The sequence below is a fragment of the Brucella haematophila genome (genome assembly GCF_005938105.1).
GTDB classification, from domain to species: Bacteria; Pseudomonadota; Alphaproteobacteria; order Rhizobiales; family Rhizobiaceae; genus Brucella; species Brucella haematophila.
The window spans coordinates 36,558-63,091 of record NZ_VCPE01000001.1 but is presented as its reverse complement, the minus strand read 5'-3'; the positions used below and the strand labels follow the sequence as shown (position 1 = coordinate 63,091).

Here is a 26,534-nt window from a genome sequence, read left to right as displayed (position 1 = left end):
CAGTCTATTCAAAATGCGTCCCTCAAGCTGAAAGCGTGTTCTTGTGAATGCGCCCATCCTTCATGATGAGCTTCATGGTGCGATCCGGATCGGCAATCAATGAAATATCTTCAAGCGGATTGCCATCCAGCACGAGAATATCGGCATAGGCCCCGGCTTCGATACGGCCGAGCTTTGCCGGGTAAGGATTGCGCGGCCCAGACAGCGCGACCAGATCGGCATTGCCGCTGGTCAGCATGCGCAGCACTTCTGCATTGTCATACCAGCGCGCGAATTTCGCGAGCTGCTTGCCCTGCGTCGCCGTGCCCTTCGGGCTGAATAGAATATCGGTTCCGAGCGCCATCTTGACCTTGTACTGACGGCCAAGCTCGATGGCCCGCACAGTACCGTCGGAGATCTGCTGCTGTTGCTGGCGCTGCACCGGATCGGATTTCGGATTGGCATCCTCGTCGGCGAGAAATGGCTGAATGCTCCACCAGGCATCGGCATCGGCCATGCGCTTGACGGTTTCCTCATCGGCAAGCTGGCCGTGCTCAATGGATTTCACGCCGCAATCGAGCGCCCGCTGAATACCGGCGGATGTGTAGGTGTGGATGCAGACATAAGTGCCCCAGTCGGAGGCGGCAGCAACAGCCGCCTTCGTCTCGGCCTCGGTGAACTGAATGCCGTCAATCGGATCGTAAGACGAAGAAACGCCGCCGCCGCCCATGATCTTGATCTGGCTTGCACCCAGCATAAGCTGCTCGCGCACGCGGCGCAGCACTTCCGCCTCGCCATCGGCAATGGCCGAAATACCTGCCCGTTCCGCCACGCTCAGATCGCTCTGCGTGCTTCGCGGCAGATCGGTGCGCATACGAAAATCACCATGACCGGAGGTCTGCGAAATCATCGCGCCCGATGGGTAAATGCGCGGGCCAACCACGCCGCCCTCGTCAATGACCCGCTTGAGCGCGAAAGACGGCCCACCGACATCGCGTACCGTTGTGAAGCCGCGCAGCACCGTGCGCTCCGCTTCCTGCGCGGCGACCAGATGCACATAGGGAATATCGGCCGTCATGGCCGCCAACTGCGAAATTCCGGCCAGAATGGAGTGCCAGTGCGCTTCGATCATGCCCGGCATCAGCGTGCGTCCGCCGCAATCGATCACGTCCGCGTCTGCGACCGTTTCCTGCGCGCCGATCAGCGCCTTGATGAAATTTCCTTCCACCAGAACATTCTGGCCTTCAATGAGCTTTGCGTCCGTGCCGTCGAAAATCTTTACATTGGTCAGGAGAACCGGCTTTGCCGGGGCTTTGGTCTGCGCCATCGCCGTGCCGCTCAGGCCCAAGGCCGAGACGGTGAGCGTGGCCGCGGCGGCCTTGAGCAAATTGCGGCGCGACAGCTTTTTTTCCATCCGCGCCATCAGCTGCAAAGCCTGCGGGCTGTGGCAAGCACAGCTCCAACCATGAATGAGGTGCCCGTATTTTTGGCCAATCCGTATCGACAAGACACACCCCTTCTTTTCATTTGCGAACTATAGCGCGCAGAAAGCTTCAGGAAGCCGAAGCGATAACTTTCATGTTAGAGGATTCTTCAATAAAAACATCCGGAATTTGCCGGTTTCATCCATTCGATGTATATATTTTCCATCCTGTGCATCGCGAATAAAATGTCGAACGAACCTCCCCGCCTTACCGCGAATTTGACTATTGAATTTGGAGTAAAAATTGCGCCGTGAACAAACTGTCCTTCAAGTCTCGATAGGCGTTACTCTCCTTGTCGCCGGTTTCGGCGTCGTATTCGGTCTTTTGTCCGGTTCATTCTCTATTGTATTCGACGGCGTCTATATGCTGGCCGATGCGGCCATGAGCGGGCTGGCGCTCATCGTATCGCGGCTGATTGCGCTTTCCGCCTTGCCGGAGCGGACCAACCGCAAATTGCGTGAGCGTTTCACCATGGGTTTCTGGCATCTCGAACCGATGGTGCTTGGCCTCAACGGCATCATGCTGACAGGCGTTGCAATCTATGCACTCATCAATGCGATCGGCATTATCATGCAGGGCGGTCGCCATCTCGAATTCACCTATGCCATTTTCTATGCCGTGGTGGCTTTGATTGCCTGCCTCGGCATGGCCTGGTTCGAAATGCGCGCCAATCGCTCCATCAAATCGGATTTTGTGGCGCTGGACGCCAAGGCCTGGATCATGTCTGGCGGCATTACCGCCGCGCTGTTGATCGCCTTCCTGATCGGTTATCTCGTCGAAGGAACGGAACTGGGGTGGATAGCGCCCTATATCGATCCGACCGCGCTGGCCGTGGTCTGTCTTGTCATCATCCCGATGCCCATCAGCACGATCAAGCAGGCGCTGGCCGACATTTTTCTGGTCACACCTGCGGATCTCAAACAGCATGTCGACAGCGTGGCGCAGGACATTGTGAAGCGCCATGGCTTCGTGTCCTATCGCGCTTATGTTGCGAAAGTCGGTCGCGGCAAGCAGATCGAACTTTACTTCATTGTCCCACCCAATCTGCCGCCCCGGCGGCTGGAAGAATGGGACGCCTTGCGCGATGAAGTCGGCAATGCGCTGGGCGAAGAAAGCCCGGATCGCTGGCTAACCATCGCCTTCACCACCGATGTGGAATGGGCGGTGTAACAACTGCCTTATCCAGACAGCTTCTTCGCCTGAATTTTCTGCGATGAAGCCTCGACCGTCACATCAAAGTGGTCGCCCTGCACGACATCGAGAACGCGGCTTGGACGAAAGGCGGCAATGTTGACCCCGCCCTCATGGCGCAGGCTGTCGAACAGGATGCCGTCTTCTCCGGCGGCGCGCATTTCCTCACCGAATTGCTGCGATGCGCCGTAATCGCCGGACGCATAGACGTCCGGCCTTGCCGCTTGCTCGCCGCATATATCGACGAAATCGCCTTCTAGACGCGCGCTATAGACACGGAATGTCCGGGAAAGTGTCGCCTGCCCCGTGGCGACCGCCTCGCGGCGCATATGATGCGCGACCTCCACCACGGAGGTGGTGAGGCTGGCGGCGGCATACCATGCGCCAAGCTCTGGCCCGTTGAACCGCATGCCGCTAGGCGCAACATGCAGGAATGTTGCCATGACGATGCTGGAATTCGGCCTGCCGAACACCCATTCCTCCTGCGGCAGCCTTTGCAGGCGCTCGACCAGAAGCCGGTCATTGGTCCAGCCCGCCAGTTCCATCACGGCTTCCAGATCGGCAGCGGTTGCCACCGTGTCGAAAAGTCCGACAGGAGGAAAACGCGACGGAATAAGGCGGTAGCCTGGATGCGGGGCCGGGTTGCGCCTCACGAGAACACCACGTCGGAATCGCGATAAGGCGTGAAGGCGCTGTCGATTTCGTTTGGCTCCATGAAGTGGCCGCCACGCGCCGCATCGAGAAACCGCCGCACAGTCAGCAATCCGTCCTGCGTGCCGCCCGTAACCAGCCTCAGCGGCGCATGACCCCCAAACACCGTTGCGCGATTGGGCGTCGTCAGCCAGCGCACGCCCGCCATCTCATCGGCGTAGAGAACACCCAGCGCCTGATGAATGCCGAGCACGGCGGACAGGCGCGTCAGCACATCGACATCCAGCGTGATATCGCGATGCTCGCGCACAGCTTTGACCCAGTTGTAATAGGTTGAGCGCGATGGAAGACCCAGCACCAGCAGACGCTGCTGCTCGTCCAGCCCCCAGAGATCGGCAATGGCGAGAAAGGTGCGCAGACCGGGAGCGCTCAGCCGCTTGCGCGACAATGGCTTGAAACGGCCCGGGTCGAGAACATCCGGTCCTTTTTCGATCCCTGTCTTTAACATCGCTGCGTTCCGAGCCATGACCATTCCCCATTCATCCAGAATGGAATATAGTCCAAATCTGGACTTTTACAACCCGGCATGAGAGCGCATCCCGAAAAGTGTGAAACGGTTTTCGGACAAGATGCGCGTTGAAACAGAGGATTAGAGCGCCGATCTGATGCAATCAGATCGGCGCTCTAAAGAAAGCGATTATTCGGCCGCGATGAGCGGGGCGTTGGCAGCACCCGGAAGATCGAAATGGACCGGACGCAGCGAGACATAGCCATTGCGGATATCCAGCACATGCGAATAGACCTGCGCGCCGCTTTCCAGCACTGGAAGCTTTTCCTCATGCATGATGCTGATGACGATGGCGTCGGGGCAGCGGGTCTTCAGGGATGCATGGAAGCGCGCCTTTGCAGCTGGGTCGAGAGCACCCGTGGCTTCGTCGAGGAAGATGATCGACGGCTTGTGCAGGAGAATGCGCGCCAGCACGATCTTCTGCTTCTGCCCGCCGGACAGAACCATATCCCAAGGTGCACCACCGGCATCGTTATCGTTCATCCGTTCGATGAATTCACCGAGACCCGCTTCATGCAGAACCGCTGCAACGGCAAGATCGCCAAAACTTCCGGCATCGCCCGGCAGGCTGACAAGCTGCTTCAGCGATACGGACGGGAACTTTGCATCCTGCGTGGCATAGAGCGAGGTCGCATTCTGCGGATAGATGATATCGCCAGTGCCATAGGGCCAAAGACCGTTCAGCGCCTTCACGAAGGAGGTTTTGCCCGAGCCGGATTCACCGCGCATATAGACCCAGTCGCCAGCGCGGATATTGATCACGCCAGAGCGCAGGAACGGCGCCTCGCTGTCCGGCCCCTGCATCAGCGTGAGGTTGCGGACAGACAGGCCGAAGCGCGGATGCTGACGGGCGAAAGCAAAGCGATTGACGCCCGAGCGCGCATAGAATCCCGACGGGTCCTGTACATTTTCCATAGCCTGCGCCAGCCCGGTCACGCGGTTTGCATTGGCGCGCAGATTGGCGATTGCAGGCATGACCTGAATGAACCACGAGCAATCATTGATCATGGCGGCAACCAGTTCAGCACCCGTGACATAATTACGGAAGCTCACCGACCCGCTCATATAGGGCAGAAGGCCCGGAATATAAGCGACGATGCGGTTGGACAAAAAGCCATAGGCCTGCGAGAAGGCCAGATAGGCCGCGTCAAAACGATTGAGCTTGTTCCAGGTGCCGTCAACATCCTTGTAGAGACGTTCATTCACCGAACGCTGGACGGCCTCGCCATTGGAGGCGGAAATCTGGAAGCTGCGACGCAGAAGGGTTGTCCATTCACCACGATAGGAACCTTCCGCCTGCTGAATGCCGAGATTGAGGCGCTCCAGACGGCGACCGATCTTAATGGCGACGAATGTGCCAAGCGGCACGTAAATCAGGATGGCGGCAAAGGCGAGAACCGCGCTGCCATAGGAGCCGAAGACTTCCAGCCCTTCCACATCCGTGGACATTTCAATGAGCTTCTGGCCGATGAAAAAGGCCGACAGAACGACGCCGACAATGCCCATCACGAGGCCAATGGCGCCGCCGGTCATGCCCTTGATCGATTCCTGCAAGCGCTGATCGACATTGTCGATCTGGTCCTTGCCGCGACCCTGCTGCAAATGGAAATGCGTGTGCTTGCTATTCAGAAGCGCCGCGGAGAACTGGTCGTTCAGCCACTTGCGCCACTTGCGATGCAAGGTGGTGGAGAGGAAATGACGCGAGCCAACCAGCATCACATCCTTGGCCAGCATCAGCAGGATCAGGAGACCGGCATTGGTCGAAATCCCGACCAGCGGGCTTTGAACCGGCGCGGTGTTCACATTGACGATGGAGTTCATCAGATGGCCGGAGGCTTCCGCCACCCAGACCGTCATCTTGCTGACGAAGGCCGTCAGGAGAAAAATCGCGGCGGTGAGCGCCCAGGCTTCTCTCCAGCGGTCGGACACCCAATAGGCGCGCATCAAGCCCCAGAACGACGTCATGCTGGCCACGGCAGACTTGTCCCCCTGGTGCAGGCTTGCCTGCCGGGACTGTCGTTCTATCTGCCGTACTCCTTTCAATCCACACCTCGCTTCCAGTTCACCAATTGTAACTCTGTGTAACACATTGCAACAAACTGTGGTTAACGCAATGTTAACAGTCAATACAAAACGCGAGCACAGAATCTTGAAAAGCGGAATACGCCCTTTCAAGAACCTGAAATCGTTCAGCTATTGGATGTGCTAAATTTTATGGGAAAGCGCCGTTTTATGCGGAAAACGGACGCTTAGAAGCAAATATGCAACATGATTCGGCGTGATTGCCGCGTTACAGGGCCAGAAATGCCTGCAATCGCGGCACAGCGAAATCGAGGAAGACCTTCACCCGCTGGGGCAGTCTGGCCCCACCGAGGAACACGGCATTCACCTCTTCCTCATCGCTTTCGATGACATCCGCCAGCACCTCGACCAGCCGTCCGGCTGCTATGTCGTCGCGCGCATGATAATGCGCGATGCGGGCCAATCCCACCCCGGCTATGGCCATGCGGCGCACCGTTTCACCATTATTGGCGAGCAATGATCCATAGACGGCGCGGTCGACAATGCGACCGCTCTCCTTGAGCGGCCAGACCGGCGCAACACGGCGGAAATTGAAGCCAATGCAATTATGCTCGGCCAGATCGTCAACCGAGCGCGGCGTGCCGCAGCGCTCCAGATAGGCGGGGGCCGCCACGATCTTGCGCCGCGCCAGACCGATCTTGCGCATCATCATGCTGGAATTTGCAAGCTTGCCGGTGCGAAACGCCACATCGGTCCGGTCGCGATAGAGGTCGACAATCTCGTCGTTGAGCGACAGGTCCACCACGATATTCGGATAGGCGCTAAGAAACTCCGGCAGCACCGGCTCCAGTCCCAGTGTGCCCAGTGCAACGGACGTGGTGATGCGCACCGTGCCGCCGGTGCTGGCCGAACCTTGCGACAGTTCACGCTCGATCTCGTCAAAGTCGTGCAGCAGCCCCTGACTGCGCTCATAATAGATGCGCCCTTCGGCGGTGAGCGACAGGCGGCGGGACGACCGCTCCAAAAGCCGCACGCCAAGCCGCGTCTCGATGCGGGAAATCAGCTTGCTGATCGTCGATGGATTCATGCGCAAAAGGCGCGCAGCCTCCGAGAAGCTGCCCGCGTCCACGACCCGCAGGAACACCTGCATCTCACCGGCGCGATTGTCCATCCATGACCCCATCTGTGAAATTGTTTCATAGATAATGTGGAACAGCAGCGGATTTTCAAGTGGGAATGTTGGGCCTATCTCTTTGTGCATCACAGGATTCTAATGGATTCCTGACTGGAAGCGTTTGCCTCCCAAGCTTCGTGCGCCTCCGCGCGAAACGCGTCCAGTCAGTCAACAGGAGTTACAATGAAGATCGTCAACGCACACGGCGCGGCTATTCCCGCGCTCGGTTTCGGCGTTTTCCGTATGTCGGACGCCGAAGTGGAAGCCATCGTTCCAGCCGCACTGGAAGCGGGTTTCCGCCATTTCGATACCGCTCAGATCTATCAGAACGAAGCAGCCCTTGGCCAAGCCTTGCAGAAGGCTGGCGCGCGTCGCGATGATCTGTTCCTGACCACCAAGGTGTGGGTCGATAATTATAGCGAAGAGAAGTTCGCCTCTTCCGTGGCGGAAAGCCTCGACAAGCTGCAAGTCGATCAGGTCGACCTCTTGCTGCTGCACTGGCCAGCCCACAAAGTATCGATTGCTGAACAGGTCGACTTGCTGAATGCGGTTCAGGCTTCAGGCAAGACGCGCTTTATCGGCGTCAGCAACCAGAATATCGCGCAGATGAAAGAATCGATTGAACGCAGCCAAGCGCCAATCGTGACCAACCAGATCGAGGTTCACCCTTATCTCGACCAGAACGCAATTGCTGCCGCCGCCAAGGAAGCAGGCGTTGCCATCACCGCCTATTTTGGCATGGCCGATGGCGCGGTTCCGCGTGATCCGGCTTTGCAGGCCATTGGCGCGAAATACGGCAAGACCGCCGCACAGGTTGCGCTGCGCTGGCTCATCGAACGCGGTTTCATCGCGCTTTCGAAGACCGCCAAGCCGGAACGTGTCGCGGAAAACTTCGATCTGTTCGACTTTGAACTCAATTCTGAAGACATGGCGGCGATTGCAAAGCTCGCCCGTCCTGACGGACGTCTGGTCAGCCCTCCCGAGCTGGCGCCTGTCTGGGACAAGTAACACGGAGATTTCGCTATGAGTGCTTCAAACGCTCAGACAAGCGCAACCCAGGCGGCCGGTTTCAACTGGCCGCTTCTTGCGCTTGCAATCGGTGCCTTCGGCATCGGCACCACCGAATTTGCCCCAATGGGCCTGCTGCCCGTCATCGCCGATGGTGTGAATGTATCAATCCCGACCGCTGGCCTGCTGGTCAGCGCCTATGCGATTGGCGTCATGATCGGCGCGCCGATCATGACTCTGGCGTTCGGGCGTTTCGGCAAGCGCACCGCGCTGATGCTGCTGATGGCGATCTTCACCATCGGCAACATCCTGTCGGCCTTTGCACCGGATTACTGGACGCTTCTGGCTGCACGTCTCGTGACGAGCCTCAACCACGGCGCGTTCTTCGGTCTCGGCTCCATCGTTGCAGCCAGCGTCGTGCCGCCAGAAAAACGGGCCAGCGCCGTTGCGACCATGTTCATGGGTCTCACCATCGCCAATATTGGCGGCGTCCCGGCAGCAACCTGGATCGGCCAGCAGATCGGCTGGCGCATGTCATTTGCGGGAACTGCGGTCCTCGGCCTCGTCGCCATTGCCGCCCTGTGGCTTTCACTGCCGCGCGGTGAAGCGGGCAAGATGCCCGATATCCGTAAGGAAGTGGGTGTTCTGTTGCGTCCAACCGTGTTGAAGTCGCTGGCGACAACCGTGATGGGCGCAGGTGCGATGTTCACGCTCTACACCTATGTTGCCGCCGTTCTGGCTGATCGCACCGGCGCTTCGGAAGGTTTCGTAACGCTGGCGCTCGTCATCATCGGCGTAGGTTTCACAATCGGCAATGCGCTGGGTGGCCGCCTCGCCGACTGGTCGCTGAATGGCGCAACGCGAATCTTCCTCGCAATGCTCGCCATTGTCAGCTTTGTACTGCCGCTCGCCCTCAACAGCCATGTCGGCGCGCTCATCAGCCTGCTGGCCTGGGGGGCTGCTGCATTCGCCATCGTGCCGCCGGTTCAGATGCGCGTGATGCAGGCTGCATCTGAAGCGCCGGGGCTGGCTTCGTCGATCAATATCGGCGCATTCAACCTCGGCAATGCAGTGGGTGCCGCTCTGGGTGGTGCGGTGTTGAGCGCGGGCTACGGCTATGCGGCCATCCCGGTGGCCGGTGGCCTTCTGGCAGCGGCGGGTCTGCTGTTCACGCTGTCACGCCGCCCGAAGGTGGAGCTTGCCCCCACGGCTTGCTGACAGATTTGCCCCCGGCGCGCGCCTGATCAATCGAGCGTGCGCCGGAAGCGCAACAAAGCCATCGTGGCAAACAGAACAACGAACAGGATCAGCGCATTCACTTCGCCTGCAATATCGGCAAGGGTTGCGCCTTTCAGCATAACGGCGCGCACAATACGCAGGAAATGCGTGAGCGGGAAAATCTCGCCCAAGGTCTGCGCCCAATCGGGCATGCCCCTGAACGGAAACATGAAACCCGACAGCATCAGCGACGGCAGGAAAAAGAAGAAGGTCAGCTGCATGGCCTGCATCTGCGTGCGCGATGCGGTCGAAATCGTATAGCCGAGCAGCACCAGCGACAAAACGAAGATCAGCACGCAAGCCAGAAGCAACGCCAGCGATCCGACAAACGGCACGCCAAACAAAAGCTTTGCCGCAACCAGCACGACCACCACCTGCACCGCCCCCACGGCGAGAAACGGCAGCACCTTGCCCAGCATGATCTCGGCAGGCGTGGCAGGCATGGCCAGCAGGTTTTCCATGGTGCCGCGCTCGGTTTCACGGGTCAGCGCCATGGCCGTCATCATCACCATCGTCATTTGCAGGATGACACCGAGCAAGCCGGGCACGATATTATATTGCGACACGCCTTCCGGATTGTACCGACGATGCACGATCACCTGTAGCTGGCTGCGCGCGGCCTCCGTCGCTTCGGCCTGCTTGCCCTGCTCGCGCAACAGCGCTTGACCGGCCACAGTGCTCAGCGTCGAAATCGCGCCGCTTGCCACGGAAGGGTCGGTCGCATCGGCCTCTATGAGAATTTGCGGTGCATCGCCCGCATCCACCCGCCGCGCAAAATCGGACGGGATGGTGACGACAAAGGAGACCGTGCCGTTGGCAATCAGCGCTTCGGCTTCGGCGGCGCTTTGAACCACATGATCAAAGCGGTAATAGCCGGTGGTTTCCAGCGCCGAAATCATCGCCCGTGTGTAATGATCCTGACTGGTGACGACCACGGCGCTTGGCAAGCTTTTTGGGTCATTGTTGATGGCAAAGCCGAACAGCAGAAGCTGCATCAGCGGCACAACCAGCATCATGGCGAAGGTAATGCGGTCGCGCCGCATCTGGATGAATTCCTTCATCAGCATCGCGCCAAGACGCTCGAATGAAAACCAGCTGCCGGTCATCCTTTGCTACTCCCGGCCTTGTTACACCCGGTGCTGGCCGCTTTCGACATATTGTCCTGCGCATTGGCCATGAACTGGATGAAAACATCCTCAAGGCTGGTTTCGCCCGCCTCGACGGTAATCCCGTCCCGATGCCTGATCTTGTCGAGCGCCGTTTCCAGCTTGGCCCGGTCTGAGCCGACAACATGCAGCGTCGCCCCGAATGGCGCCACTTGCAGAACGCCCGGCTCGTTCTCCAGTTCGCGCGCAACATCGCCCAGCCGCTGGCCGCTGACGATGAAAGTCGTAAGACCCGCCTCGGCGATCACATCCCTGACCGTTCCCGTCGCCAGAAGCTTGCCGTAGGAAATATAGCTGATGCGGTGGCAGCGCTCGGCTTCGTCCATATAGTGGGTTGAAACCAGCACCGTCAGGCCGCCATCGGCAAGGCGGTGAATCTCGTCCCAGAAATCACGGCGCGCCTTGGGGTCAACACCGGCGGTCGGCTCATCCAGCAGCAGCAGCTTAGGCTTGTGCATGATACAGGCGGCAAGTGCGAGCCGTTGTTTCCAGCCGCCGGAAAGCGTGCCAGCAAGCTGGTTGCCGCGCGATGTCAGACCAAGCTCTTCCAGCGTGCGCGCCACATGGTCCCGCACCGGCTTCAGACGATAAAGCCGGGCCACAAATTCAAGATTTTCGGCGATGGTCAGGTCTTCGTAGAAGGAGAAGCGCTGCGTCATGTAACCGACCTCGCGCTTGATCTTCAGCCCTTCCGTGCGCAGGTCGAAACCCAGCACCTGCCCCTCGCCTTCGTCGGGCGTCAGCAGGCCACACATCATGCGGATGGTCGTGGTCTTGCCGGAACCGTTCGGCCCCAGAAAGCCGACAATCTCGCCCTCCGCCACCGACATGCTCACATGATCGACGACAGTTGCGTCGCCAAACCGCTTCACCAGACCTTTGACATCGATAGCGTTGGACATGGCTGCCTCCGTCTACCGGGCAGCCAGATCGACATCGACGATCTGGCCCGGCTGGAGCGGCGAAGCCGGATCGACCGGATGCGCCTCGACCAGATAGACAAGCTTCTGGCGTGTTTCGAGCGAATAGATCACCGGCGGGGTGAATTCCGGGTCGGGCGAGACATAGCTGACCTTCGCCTTGAGGTCTGCCGCGCAGCCGTCGCAACGGACCGAAAGCAAGTCTCCAACCCGGACTGAGGAGAACTTGGCTTCCGGAATATAGACTTTCAGTTTCACCGCACCGTCCGGCAGCATGGTCAGCACCGGAGCCGTCGGCCCGGCAGTATCGCCCGGATTGCGAATGACATCGGTGATCCGCCCGGCAGCGGGCGCAACGATGGTGCGCTTGGTCAGATGCCAGCGTGCGGAATCGAGCTGTGCGGCAGCGCTCTTGACCGCGTTTTCAGCTGCCTTGATTTCTTCCGGGCGGGCGGGCAAACGCCCCACGGCCAGATTGGCCATGCTCTGATTGATGGACGCTTCGGCCACTTCCACACTGGTTTTGGCATCGTCCAGCTGGGCCTGCGTCATGACCCCGCGCTTTGTCAGGTCCTGCGTGCGCAACAGCGTGCGCCGCGCATCGTCGGCCTGTGCATTGGCGGTGCGCACCGATGCCTCCAGAACCGCAATTTCATCCGGGCGCTTGCCAACCTGCAAATCGGCAAGCTGCGCCTCGGCCTGCGCCAAAGCGGCTTCTGCCTGCGCAACCGCGATTTTCGCATCCGTCTCTTCGGTGAGCGCAATCGGCTTGTCCGGTTCCACACGGTCGCCGCGTTTCACCATGACGGATTGCACCTGCGCAACTTCCAGCGGGGCAAGCTGTACGAACTCGCCTTCAACATAGCCGACGGCCAGCGGCTGGCTGCTGCATGCCGCGAACAGATAGGATGCGAAAGGAACGATACAAAGAAGGCTCATTGCACTGCGTCCTTATTGTGCTGTTCATCGCGGGCGGCGAGAATGGCAAACAGATTTTGCCGCGCGATGGCTGCAACCGCCTTGGCTTCATCGGGACCGAAAGCCGCCCAGCCCATGCGCCGCTTCACCGCCTCTTGCCCGATCCGGAAATAGACGACCTGCCCGAGCAGCGTGAAAACGGTAAGACGCGTTTGCTCGCTTTCTGCTGGTTCGCCAGTCGCCGCTTCCCAGACGGCGCAAAGCCGTTTGTGGGTCGGCTCGAAAACGCCGGAATAGATGCGGTCTAGCGCCGCTGTCGGATGCGCCAGCTCGCGCAACAGAAACTGAACGATTTCGCCGGATGCCGGTTGCGCCACGATAAACTGCACCATCCGCTCCAGCGCGAAACCCAGCTGCTGACGCGCAGCTTCCTTCGTCGTCGCAGGAGCACCGATTGCCCCGTAATGGCCAAGTGCCTGACCGGCAACGCCCTGTATCGTCTCGACGATATAGTCGGCAGCGGCAAGCCGCAGTCCTTCCTTGCCGCCGAAATGATAGGCGATGGAGCCGATATTCGCCTTGGCATAAGCCGCGATCTCGCGCGTCGAGGTGGCGTCGAAGCCTTTCGACCCGAACAGCTGCAAAGCCGCATGGATCAGCGCCATGCGCGTCTGGTCACTGGATAGTGACGGTTCGCTTTGGGCGGGGTTGGTGACGGTGTCAGTATTGCGCGGTTTTTTCATAATATGATTTAATCAATCGATTGATTAAATGTCAAGAAGTCGAAAACTGCGTGAGGACATCGCGCAGTTTTCGGTCAGATTCGGCGAGGTTTTACGAAGGGCTCTTGCCCATCATTTTGCGCTGGCGATAACTTTCTCCAGCCGCGTCTGGACGATCTTCGGCTTCTTGGCGGCAACGATCTGATCGAGATTGGCCGGATTGTCGCCAACTGCAATCACCGCAACCATGCCCATGGCGAAGTGCGGTGTGCATTTGACGAGATAGGCGCCCGGCTCCGTGACGGTCAGCACATAGTTCTCGTTCATCTTGCTTTTGAACGGGGCCACGCCTGCCGGGAGCATGTCCTTGACCGACTCGACATAATGCCCCTTGTCCACCGAGATGAAGGTTACCGTGTCGCCCGGCTTTGCCTTGATATAGGCCGGTTCGAACACCATGACGCCCTCAGCGCCCTTGTTCAGCATGTGAACTTCAATATTCTCGGCGAAAGCGGGGGCAGCAAGCAGGCCCAAGACACCGGCGGCAAGTCCCAACGCGATCATACGCATTTTCATCTCGATCTCCATCACGAGCGCCGCGGCTGCCCAGGCGGACAGGCCGAAAGCGCCCAAACATTGCGGGCAAAGCAGCCCGCAATCGGAAATCTAGTCCCTTCATTTCAGGTTTTCCTTGATTGCAATCAAGGAAGCCGGATGACAAGCGGATTCAGTGCAGGCCAAGATAGGCCTTGCGCACCTCGGCATTGTCCAGAAGCGAAGCGCTGTCGCCTGACAGATGAATGCGGCCATTGACCATGACATAGGCGCGCTGTGACAGTTTCAGTGCGTGATTGGCATTCTGCTCGACCAGAAAAATGGTCTTGCCCATCGCGGCAATTTCTCCCAGCACCTCGAAGACGCGCTTCACGACCAGCGGTGCCAGCCCCAGAGAAGGCTCATCGAACAGGATCAGCTCGGGCCGCGCCATCATGGCGCGCGCAATGGCCAGCATCTGCTGCTCACCGCCGGACATGGTGCCTGCAACCTGATTGCGACGCTCCTTGAGGCGGGGAAACAATTCGAACATGGTCGCGCGGTCGGCATCGAAATGCTCCATGCCAACGGGCGTGGTGCCCATCATCATGTTCTCCTCGACCGACATTTCCTGATAGATCTGCCGTCCTTCCGGCACCAGCGCCACGCCGCGTCTGGAAATGCGGTTTGTCGCCAGCCGCGAAATATCCTCACCACGATGAACGATCCTGCCTTTCGACGCGCGCGGCGAGCCGAAGATCGTCGAAAGCAGCGTGGTCTTGCCTGCGCCATTCGCGCCAATCAGGCTGACAATCTCGCCCTTGGAAATATGCACATTGACCGAGCGCAGCGCTTCCACCGCACCATAATGCGCATGCACATCCACCAGCTCCAGAAGCTTGTCGGTTGCGCCCTGCCCGTTTGGTTCTGCCATCTGGCTCACGATTGCACCTCTTCTTCGCTGACGCCGAGATAGGCCGCTATCACTGCCGGATCGTTGGCCACCTGTTCAGGCGTTCCATCGGCAATGACCTCGCCATGATCCAGCACGACAATGTGGTTCGATATGCGCATCACCAGCCCCATATCGTGCTCGATCACCAGCACAGTCAGTTCCTGCTCGGCGCAAAGCCGCTGGATGATCTGGGAAAGCTCATGTGTTTCGGATGGATTCAGCCCCGCCGCCGGTTCATCCAGACAGATAAGCTGCGGCCCGGTACACATGGCGCGGGCTATCTCCAGCCGTCGCTGCCGACCATAGGGAAGTTCGCCAGCCAGCCGGTTGGCGTCTTCAAGCAGGTTCATCTGGCCGAGCCAGTAATAGGCGCGATCCACCGCCTCGGTCTCCGCCTTGCGGAAGGCCGAGGTCTTGAAGATACCGCTCAAAAGACCGTTGCGGGTGGCAAGATGTTGGGCAACCAGCAGGTTCTCCACCACCGACATTTCCTTGAACAGCCGGATGTTCTGGAATGTGCGGGCGATGCCCGCCCGCGTCACCTGATGGGAGCCGCCGGTGATCGGCTTGTCCATATAAGCGCCGATGTCACGCGGGCCTTCCGGACCGTTGAGCACAATGCGGCCTTCGCTCGCGCGATAAAAGCCGGTGATGCAGTTGAACATCGTCGTCTTGCCAGCGCCGTTGGGACCGATCAGCGCTGTGATACCGCCTTTCGCCACCGAGAAATTGACCCCGCGATTGGCGACGATGCCGCCAAAGCGCATGGTGACATTTTGAACCTCGAGAATTGGCGCATTCATCGGCTGGCCTCCATGGTCAATTGATCCGGCTTGGAGTAAAGCCCCGCCGATACCACCGCCTCCGACGACGGGAAGAACGCCGGGCGCGTGACCCGCACCAGACCGCGCGGCTTCCAGATCATCATGACGACCATCAGCACGCCGAAAATGAAGACGCGATATTCCGCGAAGTCGCGCAGCAATTCCGGCAGGATGGTCAGGACCAGCGCGGCCAGAATGACACCCACCGTCGAGCCGAGACCACCCAGCACCACGATGGCGAGGATGAGCGCGGATTCGAAGAAGGTGAAGGATGTCGGGTTCACGAAGCCCTGATGCGCAGCAAAGAACACGCCTGCAATCCCGCCCGTCGATGCGCCAAGCATGAAGGCGGAAAGCTTGATGAAAACGTGATTGACGCCAAGCGACCGGCAGGCAATCTCATCCTCGCGCAGCGCTTCCCACATGCGCCCCAGCGGCATGACGCGCAGGCGCTCCACCGTGTAGATCACCCCACAGACGACGAGGAACAGCACGAAATACAGGAACCAGAACTTGTAATCGGAATTATAGGCGATGCCGAAGAAGTCGTGGAACGGCGTGCCGCCCTGCTTTGCGGTCCGGCTGAACTCCAACCCGAAGAGCGTGGGGGCAGGCGCGGGGGCGCCGTTCGGTCCTCCGGTGAAGTCCAGCCAGTTGTTGAGCACAAGACGGATGATCTCGCCGAAACCCAGCGTCACGATAGCGAGGTAATCGCCATGCATCTTGAGCACCGGAAAGCCGAGGATCATGCCGCAAAGGCCTGCGAGAAACGGCGCGATGACCAGCGCGCTCCAGAAGCCCAGCCCCAGATATTGCGAGCCGAGCGCCAGAAGATAGGCACCCACCGCATAGAAGGCCACGAAGCCCAGATCGAGCAGGCCAGCCAGCCCGACGACGATGTTCAGCCCCAGACCCAGGAGGCAGTAGATCAGCGCCAGAATGGCGATGCCGAGGAAATATTTGTCGGCCACGAATGGCAGCATCAACCCTGCCAGAAAAATCACCACCAACAGCGGGGCTGCGGATTTTTCCTTGCCAGTCCTGACGGTGACGCCGCCACTATTGCTGGACAAAAGGGCTTTCAGCCTTGCGCCAAGCGGGCTCATGCCGATCAGCGAAAATATCAGCCGTCCGGCTGTGACGATGGCGGCAAGCGTGACAGCTCGCATAAGCTCATTGCGGAAAGAGAAGCCGTCCAGCACGAGACCGGAAATCGGCCCAAGCAGGATCAGCGAAATGGTGAAAGTCAGTAGCGCTTCCTTGAAAAGCGCGAGAAAACGGTCGTTCAGCATGGTTTCCGGCCCCCTCAGACTTTCTGGATTTCCGGACGACCGAGCAGGCCGTAGGGACGGAAGAACAGAAGAACAATCAGCAAAGCAAAGGCGAAGACGTCCTTGTAGTCCGTGCTGACATAGCCGGCGAACAGCGCTTCGGTGAGGCCGAGCAATATGCCGCCGAGCACTGCGCCCGGCAGAGAGCCGATGCCGCCAAGCACTGCCGCCGTGAAGGCCTTGATGCCCATCACGAAGCCGATGAAGAAGTTGAACGAACCATAGTTGAAGGTCACCAGCACGCCGCCGACGGCAGCCGTTGCTGCACCGATCACGAAGACGGTGGAGATGGTGCGGTCGGTATTGACGCCGAGGATCGCGGAGATGCGGATATTCTGCTGGGTCGCGCGGCACTCACGGCCAATGCGCGTATAGCCGATCACATAGGTCAGAATGCCCATGGCGACCAATGAGGCCAACAGGATCACGGTCTGCATATAGGTGATCTGGGCGAAGTGCTGTTCGCTGCCGAACCGGAAAGCGCCCTGGATCAGCGTCGGCACACCCTGATCGCGCGCGCCTTGTGAAATCTGGACATAGCTTTGCAACATCAGCGATATGCCGATCGCCGAAATCAGCGGTGCCAGCTTGGTGGAGCCGCGCAACGGCCTGTAGGCCACGCGCTCGATCACCCACCCGTAGACCGCCGTGATGGCGCAGGTGATGATCAGGATCGAGATCAGCGCGAATGGAACCGACTGAACGCCGAAGAAGCCCAGCACTGCAAGCGTGATCGCGGCAATATAGGCCGACACCATATAGACGTCGCCATGAGCGAAATTGATCATGCGGATGACCCCGTAGACCATCGTGTAGCCGACAGCGATCAGTCCGTAGATAGCGCCCAGCGTGATCCCATTGATCAGCTGCTGGGCCAGAATATAGAAGTCCATGGCAACCCCTTTTGCATTCAGAGCGACATGCGATCTGAACTCTTGGTCCGACGCATCCAGCAGAACAGCGTGACGTGCTGCGGATGCGGTTCAGGCAAGGAGGAACCAGCCAGACCGCAGGGTCTGGCTGGAGCTGGTAGAGCCTTAATTGACGAGAACTGGGGTTCCCTTATCGTCGAAATTATAGAAGACGAACTTGAAGTCCTTGATGTCGCCCTTCTCGTCCCAGGTGATCTTGCCAATGGCGGAATCAACCGTGTTGTTGCGCAGCCAGTTGGTCTGGGCCTTGATGTCGTCACCCGCCTTCAACGCAGCCACAATGGCCTGCGCATTGGCGTAGCCATAGAGCGTGTAGTTGGCTGGCGTGATATTCGCCTTCTTCAGCGCATCCTGAACGCCCTTGGTCGACGGGTCGGCCAGCGGGTCCGGCGTTGCTGAATAATAGACGTTCTTCAGATTGCCCGCGCCGCCAGCCGCCGCAATCAGCTCGGCCTGCGCGAAGGAATCGCCGCTCACCACAACCACATCCAGACCCTGTTCCTTGATCTGGCGGATCAGCGGGCCGCCTTCCGGAATAAGACCGCCAAAATAAACGGCCGTTGCGCCGGAGCTCTTGATCTTGGTCACCAGTGCATTGAAGTCGCGCTCGCCGCGCGTCAGGCCTTCATAAAGAACCGGCTTGATGCCACGTGCTTCGATGGTCTTCTTGACTGCATCGACGAGGCCCTGACCATAGGTGTCCTTGTCATGGATCAGCGCGATCTTGTCCCGCTTCAACGTATCGAGAATGAACGCACCGGCGACGACTGCCTGCTGATCGTCGCGTCCGCAACCGCGAAACACGGTTTCCAGACCACGCTCGGTCACGGTTGGATTGGTGGATGCAGGAGCCATCTCCAGAATGCCTGCATCATTGTAGATTTCAGAAGCGGGGATGGTGCTCGACGAGCAGAAATGGCCGATCACCGCCTGAACCTTGTCCTGATCGACAAAACGGTTGGCAACGGCAATCGCCTGCTTCGGTTCACAGGCATCGTCGCCCTTCACCAGTTCGATCTGCTTGCCATTGATGCCGCCGCTGGCGTTCACATCGTTCACATAAGCGGAAACGCCGCTGTAAACCTGTTCACCGAATGTAGCGTTGGGGCCTGTCATCGGGCCTGCAACACCGATCTTGATCGTGTCGGCTGCAAAGGCCTGCGACAGCAGGAGACCGGACGCGATGGCCGATCCGGCGAGAAGTCTTGCGATGGATTTCATGGAGTTTCCCTCTGGTTTTAACCGTTGTTCTTATCGAAGCGATTTCTGTTCCGATGGAAGTGTTCGAACCGCTCCAATTCTTTGCTTGCATGCATTTTCGGGGCAAAATCGCTCTATATTCTCACTGGAAACGTTATGGCCACTCCCGGCCTTCGCCATTTCCACGCGACTGGTCGCATCGCGCCAATCGTCTGATTTTGCTTGCCTATTACCTCCACCAAACAAAAACCGGCCAGCTGAACCGCCGTTTTTGCGGCTTGTTTTCATGTTGACACATATATGATAAGTGACGTATTTAAAGATCGTCAAGTGGAAATACGAATGAGCGTGGCCCGACACCATCAAGACGCATCAATTCCAGACATCGACGGCCCGATCTTCCACCCGCCTCCATACGACCCAGCACAAAGAAACGCCGTGATCGGCGACACGCCAGGAACCACAGGCCAGGGAGCCCAGACATGAACATGATCGCGTTCGAAAGCCGGCGCGCGGCGACCATCAAATCCTCACCGTCGATGGCCGTTTCGATGGCGGCCAAGGCCATGCGGGCCAGAGGCGAAAACGTCCTCGACCTGTCGCTCGGCGAGCCGGATTTTGATACGCCGTCGCATATTGTCGAGGCGGCAATCGGCGCGATGCGCAGCGGCATCACGCGCTATACGGCACCTGACGGCCTGCCGGAGTTGCGCCAGGCCATTGTCGATAAGTTCAGGCGCGAGAACGGTCTCGACTATGCGCTGGACGAAATCTCGATCGGCAATGGCGCAAAACAGATCCTGTTCAACGCCTTTCTCGGCACTTTGGAGCCGGGCGATGAAGTGATCGTTCCTGCTCCTTACTGGGTGTCCTATACCGATCTGGTGATCCTGCATGGCGGCCTGCCGAAAGTGATCGCCTGCGGTGTGGAAGACGATTTCAAGATCACGCCGGAGCGACTGGAAGCGGCAATCACCCCGAAAACCCGCTGGTTTCTGTTCAACTCGCCATCCAATCCAACCGGCGCGATCTATACGGCGGATGAATTGAAGGCGCTGGGCGAAGTGCTGGCGCGCCATCCGCGCGTCGCGATCATGTCGGATGAAATCTACGAACACATCGTCTGCGGCGACACGCCCTTCACGTCATTCGCCATTGCCTGCCCCGATCTGCGCGACCGCACATTGATCATCAACGGCGTTTCCAAGGCCTATGCCATGACCGGCTGGCGTCTCGGTTATGCGGCGGGTCCGAAAGAACTGACCAAGGTGCTCAACAAGCTCCAGTCGCAGAGCACCACCTGCCCCTCCTCAATCACGCAGATTGCGGCAGCGGCCGCCCTCAACGGCCCGCAGGATTTCGTGCGGACGGCGGTTGCGGAATACAAGGCGCGTGGCGAACTGGTGACAAAGGGCTTTGGCGCCATTGCGGGGCTTGAAGTGCGCGCGCCGGAAGGTGCATTCTATCTCTTCCCGAAATGCGCCGCCTATATCGGTAAAGTGACGCCGGACGGCACTCTGATTGCGAATGATACGATGCTCGCTTCCTATCTTCTGACCGAAGGCAAGGTCGCCACCGTTCCCGGCGCAGCCTTCGGCGTTGAGCCTTACATCCGCCTCTCTTTCGCGACCTCCCGGGAAAACCTGACCGCAGCCATCGAGCGCACATCCGATGCCCTCGCAAAACTTCGCTAATTAGGACCTCTTCATGACCCACTTTCAAAGAACGCTGTTGACCGGTGCTGCCGGTCGCCTCGGATCGGAGCTGCGCAAATCGGGAACGCGGCTGGGCCAGATCGTGCGCTTGTCGGCGCTGGAACCGTGTCAGGATCTTGCGCCGCATGAAGAGGACTTCCCCGCCGATCTCGCGGACTTTGACGCGGTTTCGCGCGCTGTCGAAGGCTGCGACGCCATCATACATATGGGCGGACAGTCGGTCGAAGCGCCATGGAAGACCATCCTCGATTCCAACATTTCCGGCGGCTACAATATTTACGAGGCAGCCCGCCGCCACGGCGTGAAGCGCATCGTCTTTGCAAGTTCCGTCCATGCCATCGGCTATTACGAGCGGACGGATACCATTGACGGCACTGTTCAGACGCGCCCGGACAGCCTTTATGGCGTCTCCAAAACCTTCGTGGAAAATCTGGCCCGGTATTATTTCGACAAGTTCGGCATCGAAACCGTCTGCGTCCGCATTGGCTCCTCCTTTCCGGAACCGACCGACCGTCGCCATCTGATCACCTGGCTGTCCTTCGAAGACTGCCGCCAGCTCGTTGAAAAGTGCCTGTCGGCACCGCGTGTCGGCTTCATGGTCGCCTATGGCATGTCGAACAACAGCGAATCCTTCTGGGACAACCGTACCGCCGCCGTGCTTGGCTACAAGGCCAAGGACAGCGCCGACGATTATCGCGATGCGGTTTTCGCCAAGACGCCGCAGGGCGATCCCAACGATCCGGCAGTCCGGTTTCAGGGTGGCAGCTTCTGCGCCGCTGGTCATTTCGAAGACGAAAACAAGTAGGCTTACAATGCAGGCTTCCAGGACTTCCTATGATGTCGTCATTGTCGGCGGCGCGGTTGTGGGCAGCGCGACCGCCTATTTTCTGGCGACCAACCCCGATTTCAACGGCACCATACTGGTGATCGAAAAGGACTGGACCTATCAGCGCTCGGCAACGGCGCTGTCGTCCAGCTCCATCCGTCATCAGTTTTCCAACGCCATCAATGTGCAGGTTTCGCGCTTCGGCACGGAATTCATCCGCAATTTCCGCGAAAACGTGGCCGTCGATGACGACACGCCGGAAATCGGCTTCCACGAAGCGGGCTATCTGTTCCTCGCCGCCGATGACCGCGGCGATCAGGTTCTGCGACGCAATCATGAAACGCAGGTTTCCTGCGGCGCGGAAGTTTCGCTGCTCGACGTTGATGGGCTTGGCCAGCGCTTTCCCTGGCTCAATCTTGAGGGGTTGACGCTTGGCAGCACCGGCGAACGCGGCGAAGGCTGGTTCGACAGTTCCGCGCTCATGCAGGGTTTTCGCAAGAAGGCGCGCTCGCTTGGCGTCGAATATATCGAGGACGAGGTGGTGGCCGTCAACCGTGAGGGCGACCGCATTGTCTCCGTGACCACCAAAAGTGGGCAGACGATTGCCTGCGGCACGATGGTCAACACGTCCGGCACCAACGGCAAGAAAGTCGCCCGCATGGCCGGGCTGGACATTCCGGTCGAACCGCGCCGCCGTTCGCTGTTCGTCGTCGATTGCCGCACACCACTGGACGGCAAGGTGGGCCTGACCATCGACCCAAGCGGCGTGTTCTTCCGGCCTGAAGGCAAGTTCTACCTGATGGGCACCTATCCCAAGCACGACCCGGAAGTCGACCCGAACGATTTCGATGTCATGCACGACGAATTCGACGAGGAAATCTGGCCGACCTTGGCCAATCGCGTTCCGGCCTTTGAGGCGATCAAGGTCGTCAACTCATGGGCTGGCCATTACGACTATTGCACGCTCGATCACAATGTCGTTCTGGGACCTCATACCGAGGTGAAGAACTTCCTGTTCGCCAACGGGTTTTCCGGTCACGGATTGCAGCAGTCGCCAGCCATGGGGCGCGGCTTGAGCGAGTTGATCATCTATGGCGCGTTCAAAACGCTCGACCTCTCGCCCTTCGGCTATGAGCGCGTGACGGCCAATCGTCCATTCCTGGAAGATGCCGTGATCTGACCGGCCTTGCGGACAAAATCAAAAAGCCCGAAACCGTCACCGGTTCCGGGCTTTTCTTTTTGTTTTCGCTGCTCAGTCCGTCAGCGCATCGCTGGCCGGTTCTTCCAGCAAGGAACGATAACGATTGAGGCTTTCCTCCAGATGCGCGACCAGCGCATTGCGCGCCGCCTTTGCATCGCCCTGCGTGATCGCGGCAAGGATCATCGCATGTTCCTTGTTGATCTTCTTGAGATAGGACCGCGAAGCCCGCACGGGCTGGCGATGCTTCAGGAGCAGATCGAAGTTGATCTCGCCGATCACCGCTTCCAGAAAGCTCGGGAAATGCGGATTGCGGGTTGCCCGCGCAATTGCAAGGTGGAAATCGAAATCGGCGCGTGCCTCGACTTCCGGATCGTCGGTTTCGAGATTTTCCAGATGATCGTAAGCGCGGGCGATTTCCGCCAGCGCCTCCGGCGTGCGGCGGGTGGCGGCAAGCGCCACCGACTGCATTTCCACACCAAGCCGTAATTCGAGAATCTGCATTGCGGAGCGAATATCGTCGATCCGGCTGATCTCGTAATTGAGCGCCTTCACGTCCTTGTCGGTGACATACACGCCCGCACCCTGCCGCGTAGTAACACGACCGGCGACCTTGAGCGAGGTCAGCGCCTCGCGGATGACGGTTCTGCTGACGCCAAACTCTTCACATAGCTGGGCGCTGGACGGCAGCTTGTCGCCCGGACCATAGAGACCCGAGTCTATCCGGGTCGTCAGTTCCGCGACGACAATTTCCGCCAGATTTCCGCGTTGGGTAATGATTGACACGACATTTAACTCCAGCGCTGGTTATTTGATTTTATAAATCACGATATGTCTAACTATAAGGGCAGTACCATTTCATTGAGTATCTGAACAGGATGCCGGATGGACCGGCGTTCAATCGCCTTGACCTGAGAACGGCAAGAATAGCCGGTGGCCATGACTATATCCTTCTCGCCGGACGATGCGAGAATACCATTCCAGCTCGCAGCGAACAGCTTTTCCGAAATCGGGCGATTGCGGACCTCGTGGCCGAAAGTGCCCGCCATGCCGCAACAGCCCGTTTCCGGCACATCCAGTTCCACGCCGATCTGCTGGAACACGGATTTCCATTGCTTCATCGATGATGGAACATTGCTGCGCTCCGTGCAGTGCCCCAGCAGACGCAGACGCTTTTCATCCGCCGCATTGTCGAGCCCGCGCAGACGGTCGCGATTGGCCTCCAGCCATTCCTGCATCAGATTGACCTGCGCCTTGATCCGCGCCGCCTCGACACCCTTATATTCGCTGCGATAGGTCAGCGTCATCGACGGGTCGAGACCGACCAGCGCAATGCCCATTTCCGCCAGTTCGTTGAGATAGCGGATGGACTTCGACGCGGTTTTCTCGAAGGCGCCCAGATAGCCGTGGACGTGCAGCGCCTTGCCGTTCTGGTTGGGCGCAGCGAGATAAGGCGTGAAGCCCATCTTGCGGGCGAGTTGCAAAGCCGACAGCCCGACAGCCGGATCGAAATGGGCTGTGAAGGCATCCAGAACGAACACAACCGCCTCTTGCCGCTGCGCATCCGAAAGTTTGCGCATGCGTTCAGGCGTTGCCACAGCCACACCCATGCGCTGCGCTTCACGTGTCAGCGACAGAGCGGGCATCTCCGGCAAGGCCGTCAGCCCGGCCCGGCGCATGGCAGCCCGACCCAGACCGGAGCGCACCCATGCATTGTAAGCAGGCTTCAGCCGCGCGAACAAAGGCAGCGTGTTCTCGATACTCGCCACCATCATGTCCTTGATCGGGCGGGCATAGCGTCCATAGTAGATTTCGAGGAACTTGGCCCGGAACGCCGGAACGCTGACCTTGACCGGACATTGCCCGGCGCAGGCCTTGCAGGCGAGGCAGCTATCCATCGCCTCGCGCACTTCATGCGAGAAATCGTTGCGATTGGCTGGGTTGATCGAGTTCCACAGACGCGCAGGCAGCGTGCGAATGGCACCGGCGTTGCGGGCCTGTCCGGCTTCCTTGCGCGGGTCTTTTCCGCTCTCCGCCATCAGACGCAGCCATTCGCGCATCAGCGAAGCGCGGCCTTTCGGCGAATAACGACGGTCCCGTGTTGCCTTGTAGGACGGGCACATCAGGCTGGCATCATCGAAATCGAAACAGGCGCCATTGCCGTTGCAATAGGCGGCGTTGTCGAAAGCCTCGCGGATTTCCAGACCGATGATCCGGTCAAACTGACCGCGCAGCGGCACTTCATCAATCTTCAACAACGCCTGCGAAGACGGCGTCGCTATCTTGCCGGGATTGAGCCGGTTGCGCGGGTCGAACAGACCCTTGATTTCCTGCAAGCTCGGATAAAGCGCACCGAAGAATTCGGGCACATATTCCGAACGCACGCCCTTGCCATGTTCGCCCCACAGCACGCCGCCATATTTGCGCGTCAGCGCAACCACGCCGTCGCTGATCTTGCGTACCAGCGGCTCGTGATCGGTCCGCGTCAGATCAAGCGCCGGGCGCACATGCAACACGCCGGCATCGACATGGCCGAACATGCCGTAGCTGAGGCCTTCCCCGTCCAGAAGCGCCCGGAATTCGCGAATATAGGCGGCAAGGTTTTCCGGCGGAACCGCCGTGTCTTCCACGAAAGGCACCGGACGCACCGGCCCGTCGACATTGCCAAGCAGACCGACCGAGCGCTTGCGCATCGTCCAGATCGCCTCGATATCCTTCGGATCGCGCGCAATGGTGTAAGGCTTGCCACCGCCGGACTGATCGGCATCGAGCGCAGCGACAACATGCCGGAACTTGCTTTCAAGCTCATCTGCGTCATCGGCCACCAGCTCGACAATATTGATGCCATTGGTCGGGCTGCTGGCATCATCCGGGAAGAAACGCGCAATGCCCGGCCAGACAATATCCTTCTTGGCGAGCCCCAGCACCTTCTCGTCGATGGTTTCGACCGAAGCGACCTTCAGCGCGACCAGCGCGCGGGCATGTTCCAGCGCCGTGTTGAAACTGTCGTAGCGGATATTGATCAGCAGCGCATGCGCCGGGATCGGCAGAAGATTGACCTCGATCTCCGCGATCATGGCCAGCGTACCTTCCGATCCGCACAGAATGGCGTTGAGGTCGAAACGACCATCCTCGCGCCACAGATGCTTCAGATCATAGCCCGTCATATAGCGATTGAGATTGGGGAAAATCTCGTCGATCAGCGCCCGCTTCTCGGTCGCGATGCGTTCGACGGCGCGATAGATTTCACCGACACGGCCGGGCTTCGCCTGGGCTTGCGCCAGCGCTGACCCGTCGAGCGGGCGGGACCACAATTCCTCGCCGTTGGTCAGGACGACATGCAGCCCCAGAATGTGATTGCTGGTCTTGCCATAAAGGCAGGACCCCTGCCCGCATGCATCCGTGCTGACCATGCCGCCAATGGTGGCGCGGTTGGAAGTGGAAAGCTCCGGCGCGAAAAACAGGCCATAAGGCTTCAATGCCTTGTTGAGCTGATCCTTCACCACACCGGATTGAACGCGGGCCACACGCCGTTCCGTATCGATCTCCAGAATGCGGTTCATATGGCGCGAGCAGTCAACCACGATGCCGGACGTCAGGGACTGGCCATTGGTGCCGGTGCCGCCGCCACGCGGCGAAATCACCACGTCACGAAATGCAGGCTGTTCCAGAACCGTGGCAAGGATTTTCAGGTCGTCGGTTCCCTTGGGAAACACGATGCCGGTCGGCTCCACCTGATAGATGGAATTGTCGGTGGAATAGACGGTACGCGAGCTGTCACCGACCTCCACTTCACCTTGAAAGCCCCCCTGGGCCAGGTGTTGCGAGAGTTCGAGTGTCAGGCCATTGAAGGGCTGTTTCCTGATCAGGGACGGAATCATGTGGGACTCAAAAAACCTCTTGCATCGCCTTCAACTTGGCATATAAGTGATAACATA

At 59.1% G+C, this 26,534-nt stretch carries 23 protein-coding genes; 6 read left to right on the top strand and 17 right to left on the bottom strand.

The window, feature by feature from the left end; all coding sequences use genetic code 11:
• Positions 1 to 22 precede the first annotated feature (22 nt).
• On the bottom strand, positions 23 to 1,402 hold the full coding sequence (locus FGI60_RS00275) for a metal-dependent hydrolase family protein (protein WP_235889700.1): 1,380 nt from the start codon (positions 1,400 to 1,402) through the stop codon (positions 23 to 25).
• Positions 1,403 to 1,706: 304 nt separating this feature from the next.
• Between FGI60_RS00275 and FGI60_RS00270 the strand changes: the two genes are divergently transcribed.
• Positions 1,707 to 2,633, top strand: coding sequence for a cation diffusion facilitator family transporter (locus FGI60_RS00270; RefSeq protein ID WP_138783430.1), 927 nt, complete (start codon positions 1,707 to 1,709; stop codon positions 2,631 to 2,633).
• An 8-nt stretch (positions 2,634 to 2,641) separates the two neighbouring features.
• Here the strand turns inward: FGI60_RS00270 and FGI60_RS00265 are convergent, their stop codons facing one another.
• The 4 genes from FGI60_RS00265 to FGI60_RS00250 all read right to left on the bottom strand — a co-directional run bounded on the left by FGI60_RS00265 (position 2,642) and on the right by FGI60_RS00250 (position 7,066).
• A complete protein-coding gene (locus FGI60_RS00265; protein ID WP_138783429.1) occupies positions 2,642 to 3,307 on the bottom strand; it encodes an RES family NAD+ phosphorylase in 666 nt (221 codons plus the stop codon).
• A complete protein-coding gene (locus FGI60_RS00260; RefSeq protein WP_078339019.1) occupies positions 3,304 to 3,831 on the bottom strand; it encodes an MbcA/ParS/Xre antitoxin family protein in 528 nt (175 codons plus the stop codon). Before FGI60_RS00260 ends, FGI60_RS00265 begins: the two co-directional genes overlap by 4 nt.
• Positions 3,832 to 4,002: 171 nt before the next feature.
• Positions 4,003 to 5,847 carry an ABC transporter ATP-binding protein/permease gene (locus FGI60_RS00255; RefSeq protein WP_171058657.1) on the bottom strand — a complete coding sequence of 615 codons (1,845 nt, stop codon included), beginning with the start codon at positions 5,845 to 5,847 and terminating at the stop codon, positions 4,003 to 4,005.
• A gap of 316 nt (positions 5,848 to 6,163) precedes the next feature.
• Positions 6,164 to 7,066 carry a LysR family transcriptional regulator gene (locus FGI60_RS00250; RefSeq protein WP_113533927.1) on the bottom strand — a complete coding sequence of 301 codons (903 nt, stop codon included), beginning with the start codon at positions 7,064 to 7,066 and terminating at the stop codon, positions 6,164 to 6,166.
• A 186-nt stretch (positions 7,067 to 7,252) separates the two neighbouring features.
• Between FGI60_RS00250 and FGI60_RS00245 the strand changes: the two genes are divergently transcribed.
• Both FGI60_RS00245 and FGI60_RS00240 read left to right on the top strand, forming a co-directional pair.
• Positions 7,253 to 8,077 (top strand): aldo/keto reductase, encoded by an 825-nt coding sequence (locus tag FGI60_RS00245; protein WP_138783428.1) that lies wholly within the window; start codon positions 7,253 to 7,255, stop codon positions 8,075 to 8,077.
• A 15-nt stretch (positions 8,078 to 8,092) separates the two neighbouring features.
• Positions 8,093 to 9,295, top strand: coding sequence for an MFS transporter (locus FGI60_RS00240; protein ID WP_138783427.1), 1,203 nt, complete (start codon positions 8,093 to 8,095; stop codon positions 9,293 to 9,295).
• 26 nt (positions 9,296 to 9,321) lie between these two features.
• Here the strand turns inward: FGI60_RS00240 and FGI60_RS00235 are convergent, their stop codons facing one another.
• From FGI60_RS00235 to FGI60_RS00190, 10 genes are all read right to left on the bottom strand, one after another.
• The gene (locus FGI60_RS00235; protein WP_138783426.1) at positions 9,322 to 10,461 is read right to left on the bottom strand and encodes an ABC transporter permease; all 1,140 of its coding nucleotides are present in this window, start codon (positions 10,459 to 10,461) and stop codon (positions 9,322 to 9,324) included.
• Positions 10,458 to 11,423 (bottom strand): ABC transporter ATP-binding protein, encoded by a 966-nt coding sequence (locus tag FGI60_RS00230; protein ID WP_138783425.1) that lies wholly within the window; start codon positions 11,421 to 11,423, stop codon positions 10,458 to 10,460. The genes FGI60_RS00235 and FGI60_RS00230 overlap by 4 nt, the downstream gene beginning before the upstream one ends.
• A gap of 12 nt (positions 11,424 to 11,435) precedes the next feature.
• Positions 11,436 to 12,380, bottom strand: coding sequence for an HlyD family secretion protein (locus FGI60_RS00225; RefSeq protein ID WP_138783424.1), 945 nt, complete (start codon positions 12,378 to 12,380; stop codon positions 11,436 to 11,438).
• Positions 12,377 to 13,102, bottom strand: coding sequence for a DUF1956 domain-containing protein (locus FGI60_RS00220; protein ID WP_138783423.1), 726 nt, complete (start codon positions 13,100 to 13,102; stop codon positions 12,377 to 12,379). The genes FGI60_RS00225 and FGI60_RS00220 overlap by 4 nt, the downstream gene beginning before the upstream one ends.
• A gap of 111 nt (positions 13,103 to 13,213) precedes the next feature.
• The gene (locus FGI60_RS00215) at positions 13,214 to 13,651 is read right to left on the bottom strand and encodes a pseudoazurin (protein ID WP_138783826.1); all 438 of its coding nucleotides are present in this window, start codon (positions 13,649 to 13,651) and stop codon (positions 13,214 to 13,216) included.
• A 157-nt stretch (positions 13,652 to 13,808) separates the two neighbouring features.
• A complete protein-coding gene (locus FGI60_RS00210) occupies positions 13,809 to 14,549 on the bottom strand; it encodes an ABC transporter ATP-binding protein (RefSeq protein WP_138783825.1) in 741 nt (246 codons plus the stop codon).
• 5 nt (positions 14,550 to 14,554) lie between these two features.
• Positions 14,555 to 15,373, bottom strand: coding sequence for an ABC transporter ATP-binding protein (locus FGI60_RS00205; RefSeq protein ID WP_138783422.1), 819 nt, complete (start codon positions 15,371 to 15,373; stop codon positions 14,555 to 14,557).
• Positions 15,370 to 16,686, bottom strand: a complete 1,317-nt coding sequence (gene livM / locus FGI60_RS00200) for a high-affinity branched-chain amino acid ABC transporter permease LivM (protein WP_138783421.1) — start codon at positions 16,684 to 16,686, stop codon at positions 15,370 to 15,372. The genes FGI60_RS00205 and livM overlap by 4 nt, the downstream gene beginning before the upstream one ends.
• 14 nt (positions 16,687 to 16,700) lie before the next feature.
• Positions 16,701 to 17,618, bottom strand: coding sequence for an ABC transporter permease subunit (locus FGI60_RS00195; protein WP_138783420.1), 918 nt, complete (start codon positions 17,616 to 17,618; stop codon positions 16,701 to 16,703).
• A 144-nt stretch (positions 17,619 to 17,762) separates the two neighbouring features.
• A complete protein-coding gene (locus FGI60_RS00190) occupies positions 17,763 to 18,878 on the bottom strand; it encodes a branched-chain amino acid ABC transporter substrate-binding protein (RefSeq protein WP_078339030.1) in 1,116 nt (371 codons plus the stop codon).
• A gap of 461 nt (positions 18,879 to 19,339) precedes the next feature.
• Here FGI60_RS00190 and FGI60_RS00185 point away from each other — a divergent pair, with 461 nt between their 5' ends.
• The 3 genes from FGI60_RS00185 to FGI60_RS00175 are packed head-to-tail and all read left to right on the top strand — an operon-like array spanning position 19,340 to position 22,578.
• Positions 19,340 to 20,551 (top strand): pyridoxal phosphate-dependent aminotransferase, encoded by a 1,212-nt coding sequence (locus tag FGI60_RS00185; RefSeq protein ID WP_171058656.1) that lies wholly within the window; start codon positions 19,340 to 19,342, stop codon positions 20,549 to 20,551.
• 13 nt (positions 20,552 to 20,564) lie between these two features.
• Positions 20,565 to 21,377 carry an NAD-dependent epimerase/dehydratase family protein gene (locus FGI60_RS00180; RefSeq protein ID WP_138783419.1) on the top strand — a complete coding sequence of 271 codons (813 nt, stop codon included), beginning with the start codon at positions 20,565 to 20,567 and terminating at the stop codon, positions 21,375 to 21,377.
• 7 nt (positions 21,378 to 21,384) lie between these two features.
• Positions 21,385 to 22,578, top strand: coding sequence for an NAD(P)/FAD-dependent oxidoreductase (locus FGI60_RS00175; protein ID WP_138783418.1), 1,194 nt, complete (start codon positions 21,385 to 21,387; stop codon positions 22,576 to 22,578).
• Positions 22,579 to 22,650: 72 nt separating this feature from the next.
• On the opposite strand, the gene FGI60_RS00170 is transcribed toward FGI60_RS00175, so the two are convergent.
• Positions 22,651 to 23,382, bottom strand: coding sequence for a FadR/GntR family transcriptional regulator (locus tag FGI60_RS00170; RefSeq protein ID WP_078339034.1), 732 nt, complete (start codon positions 23,380 to 23,382; stop codon positions 22,651 to 22,653).
• A 53-nt stretch (positions 23,383 to 23,435) separates the two neighbouring features.
• Positions 23,436 to 26,477, bottom strand: a complete 3,042-nt coding sequence (ydiJ, locus tag FGI60_RS00165; RefSeq protein ID WP_138783417.1) for a D-2-hydroxyglutarate dehydrogenase YdiJ — start codon at positions 26,475 to 26,477, stop codon at positions 23,436 to 23,438.
• Positions 26,478 to 26,534: the final 57 nt, after the last annotated feature.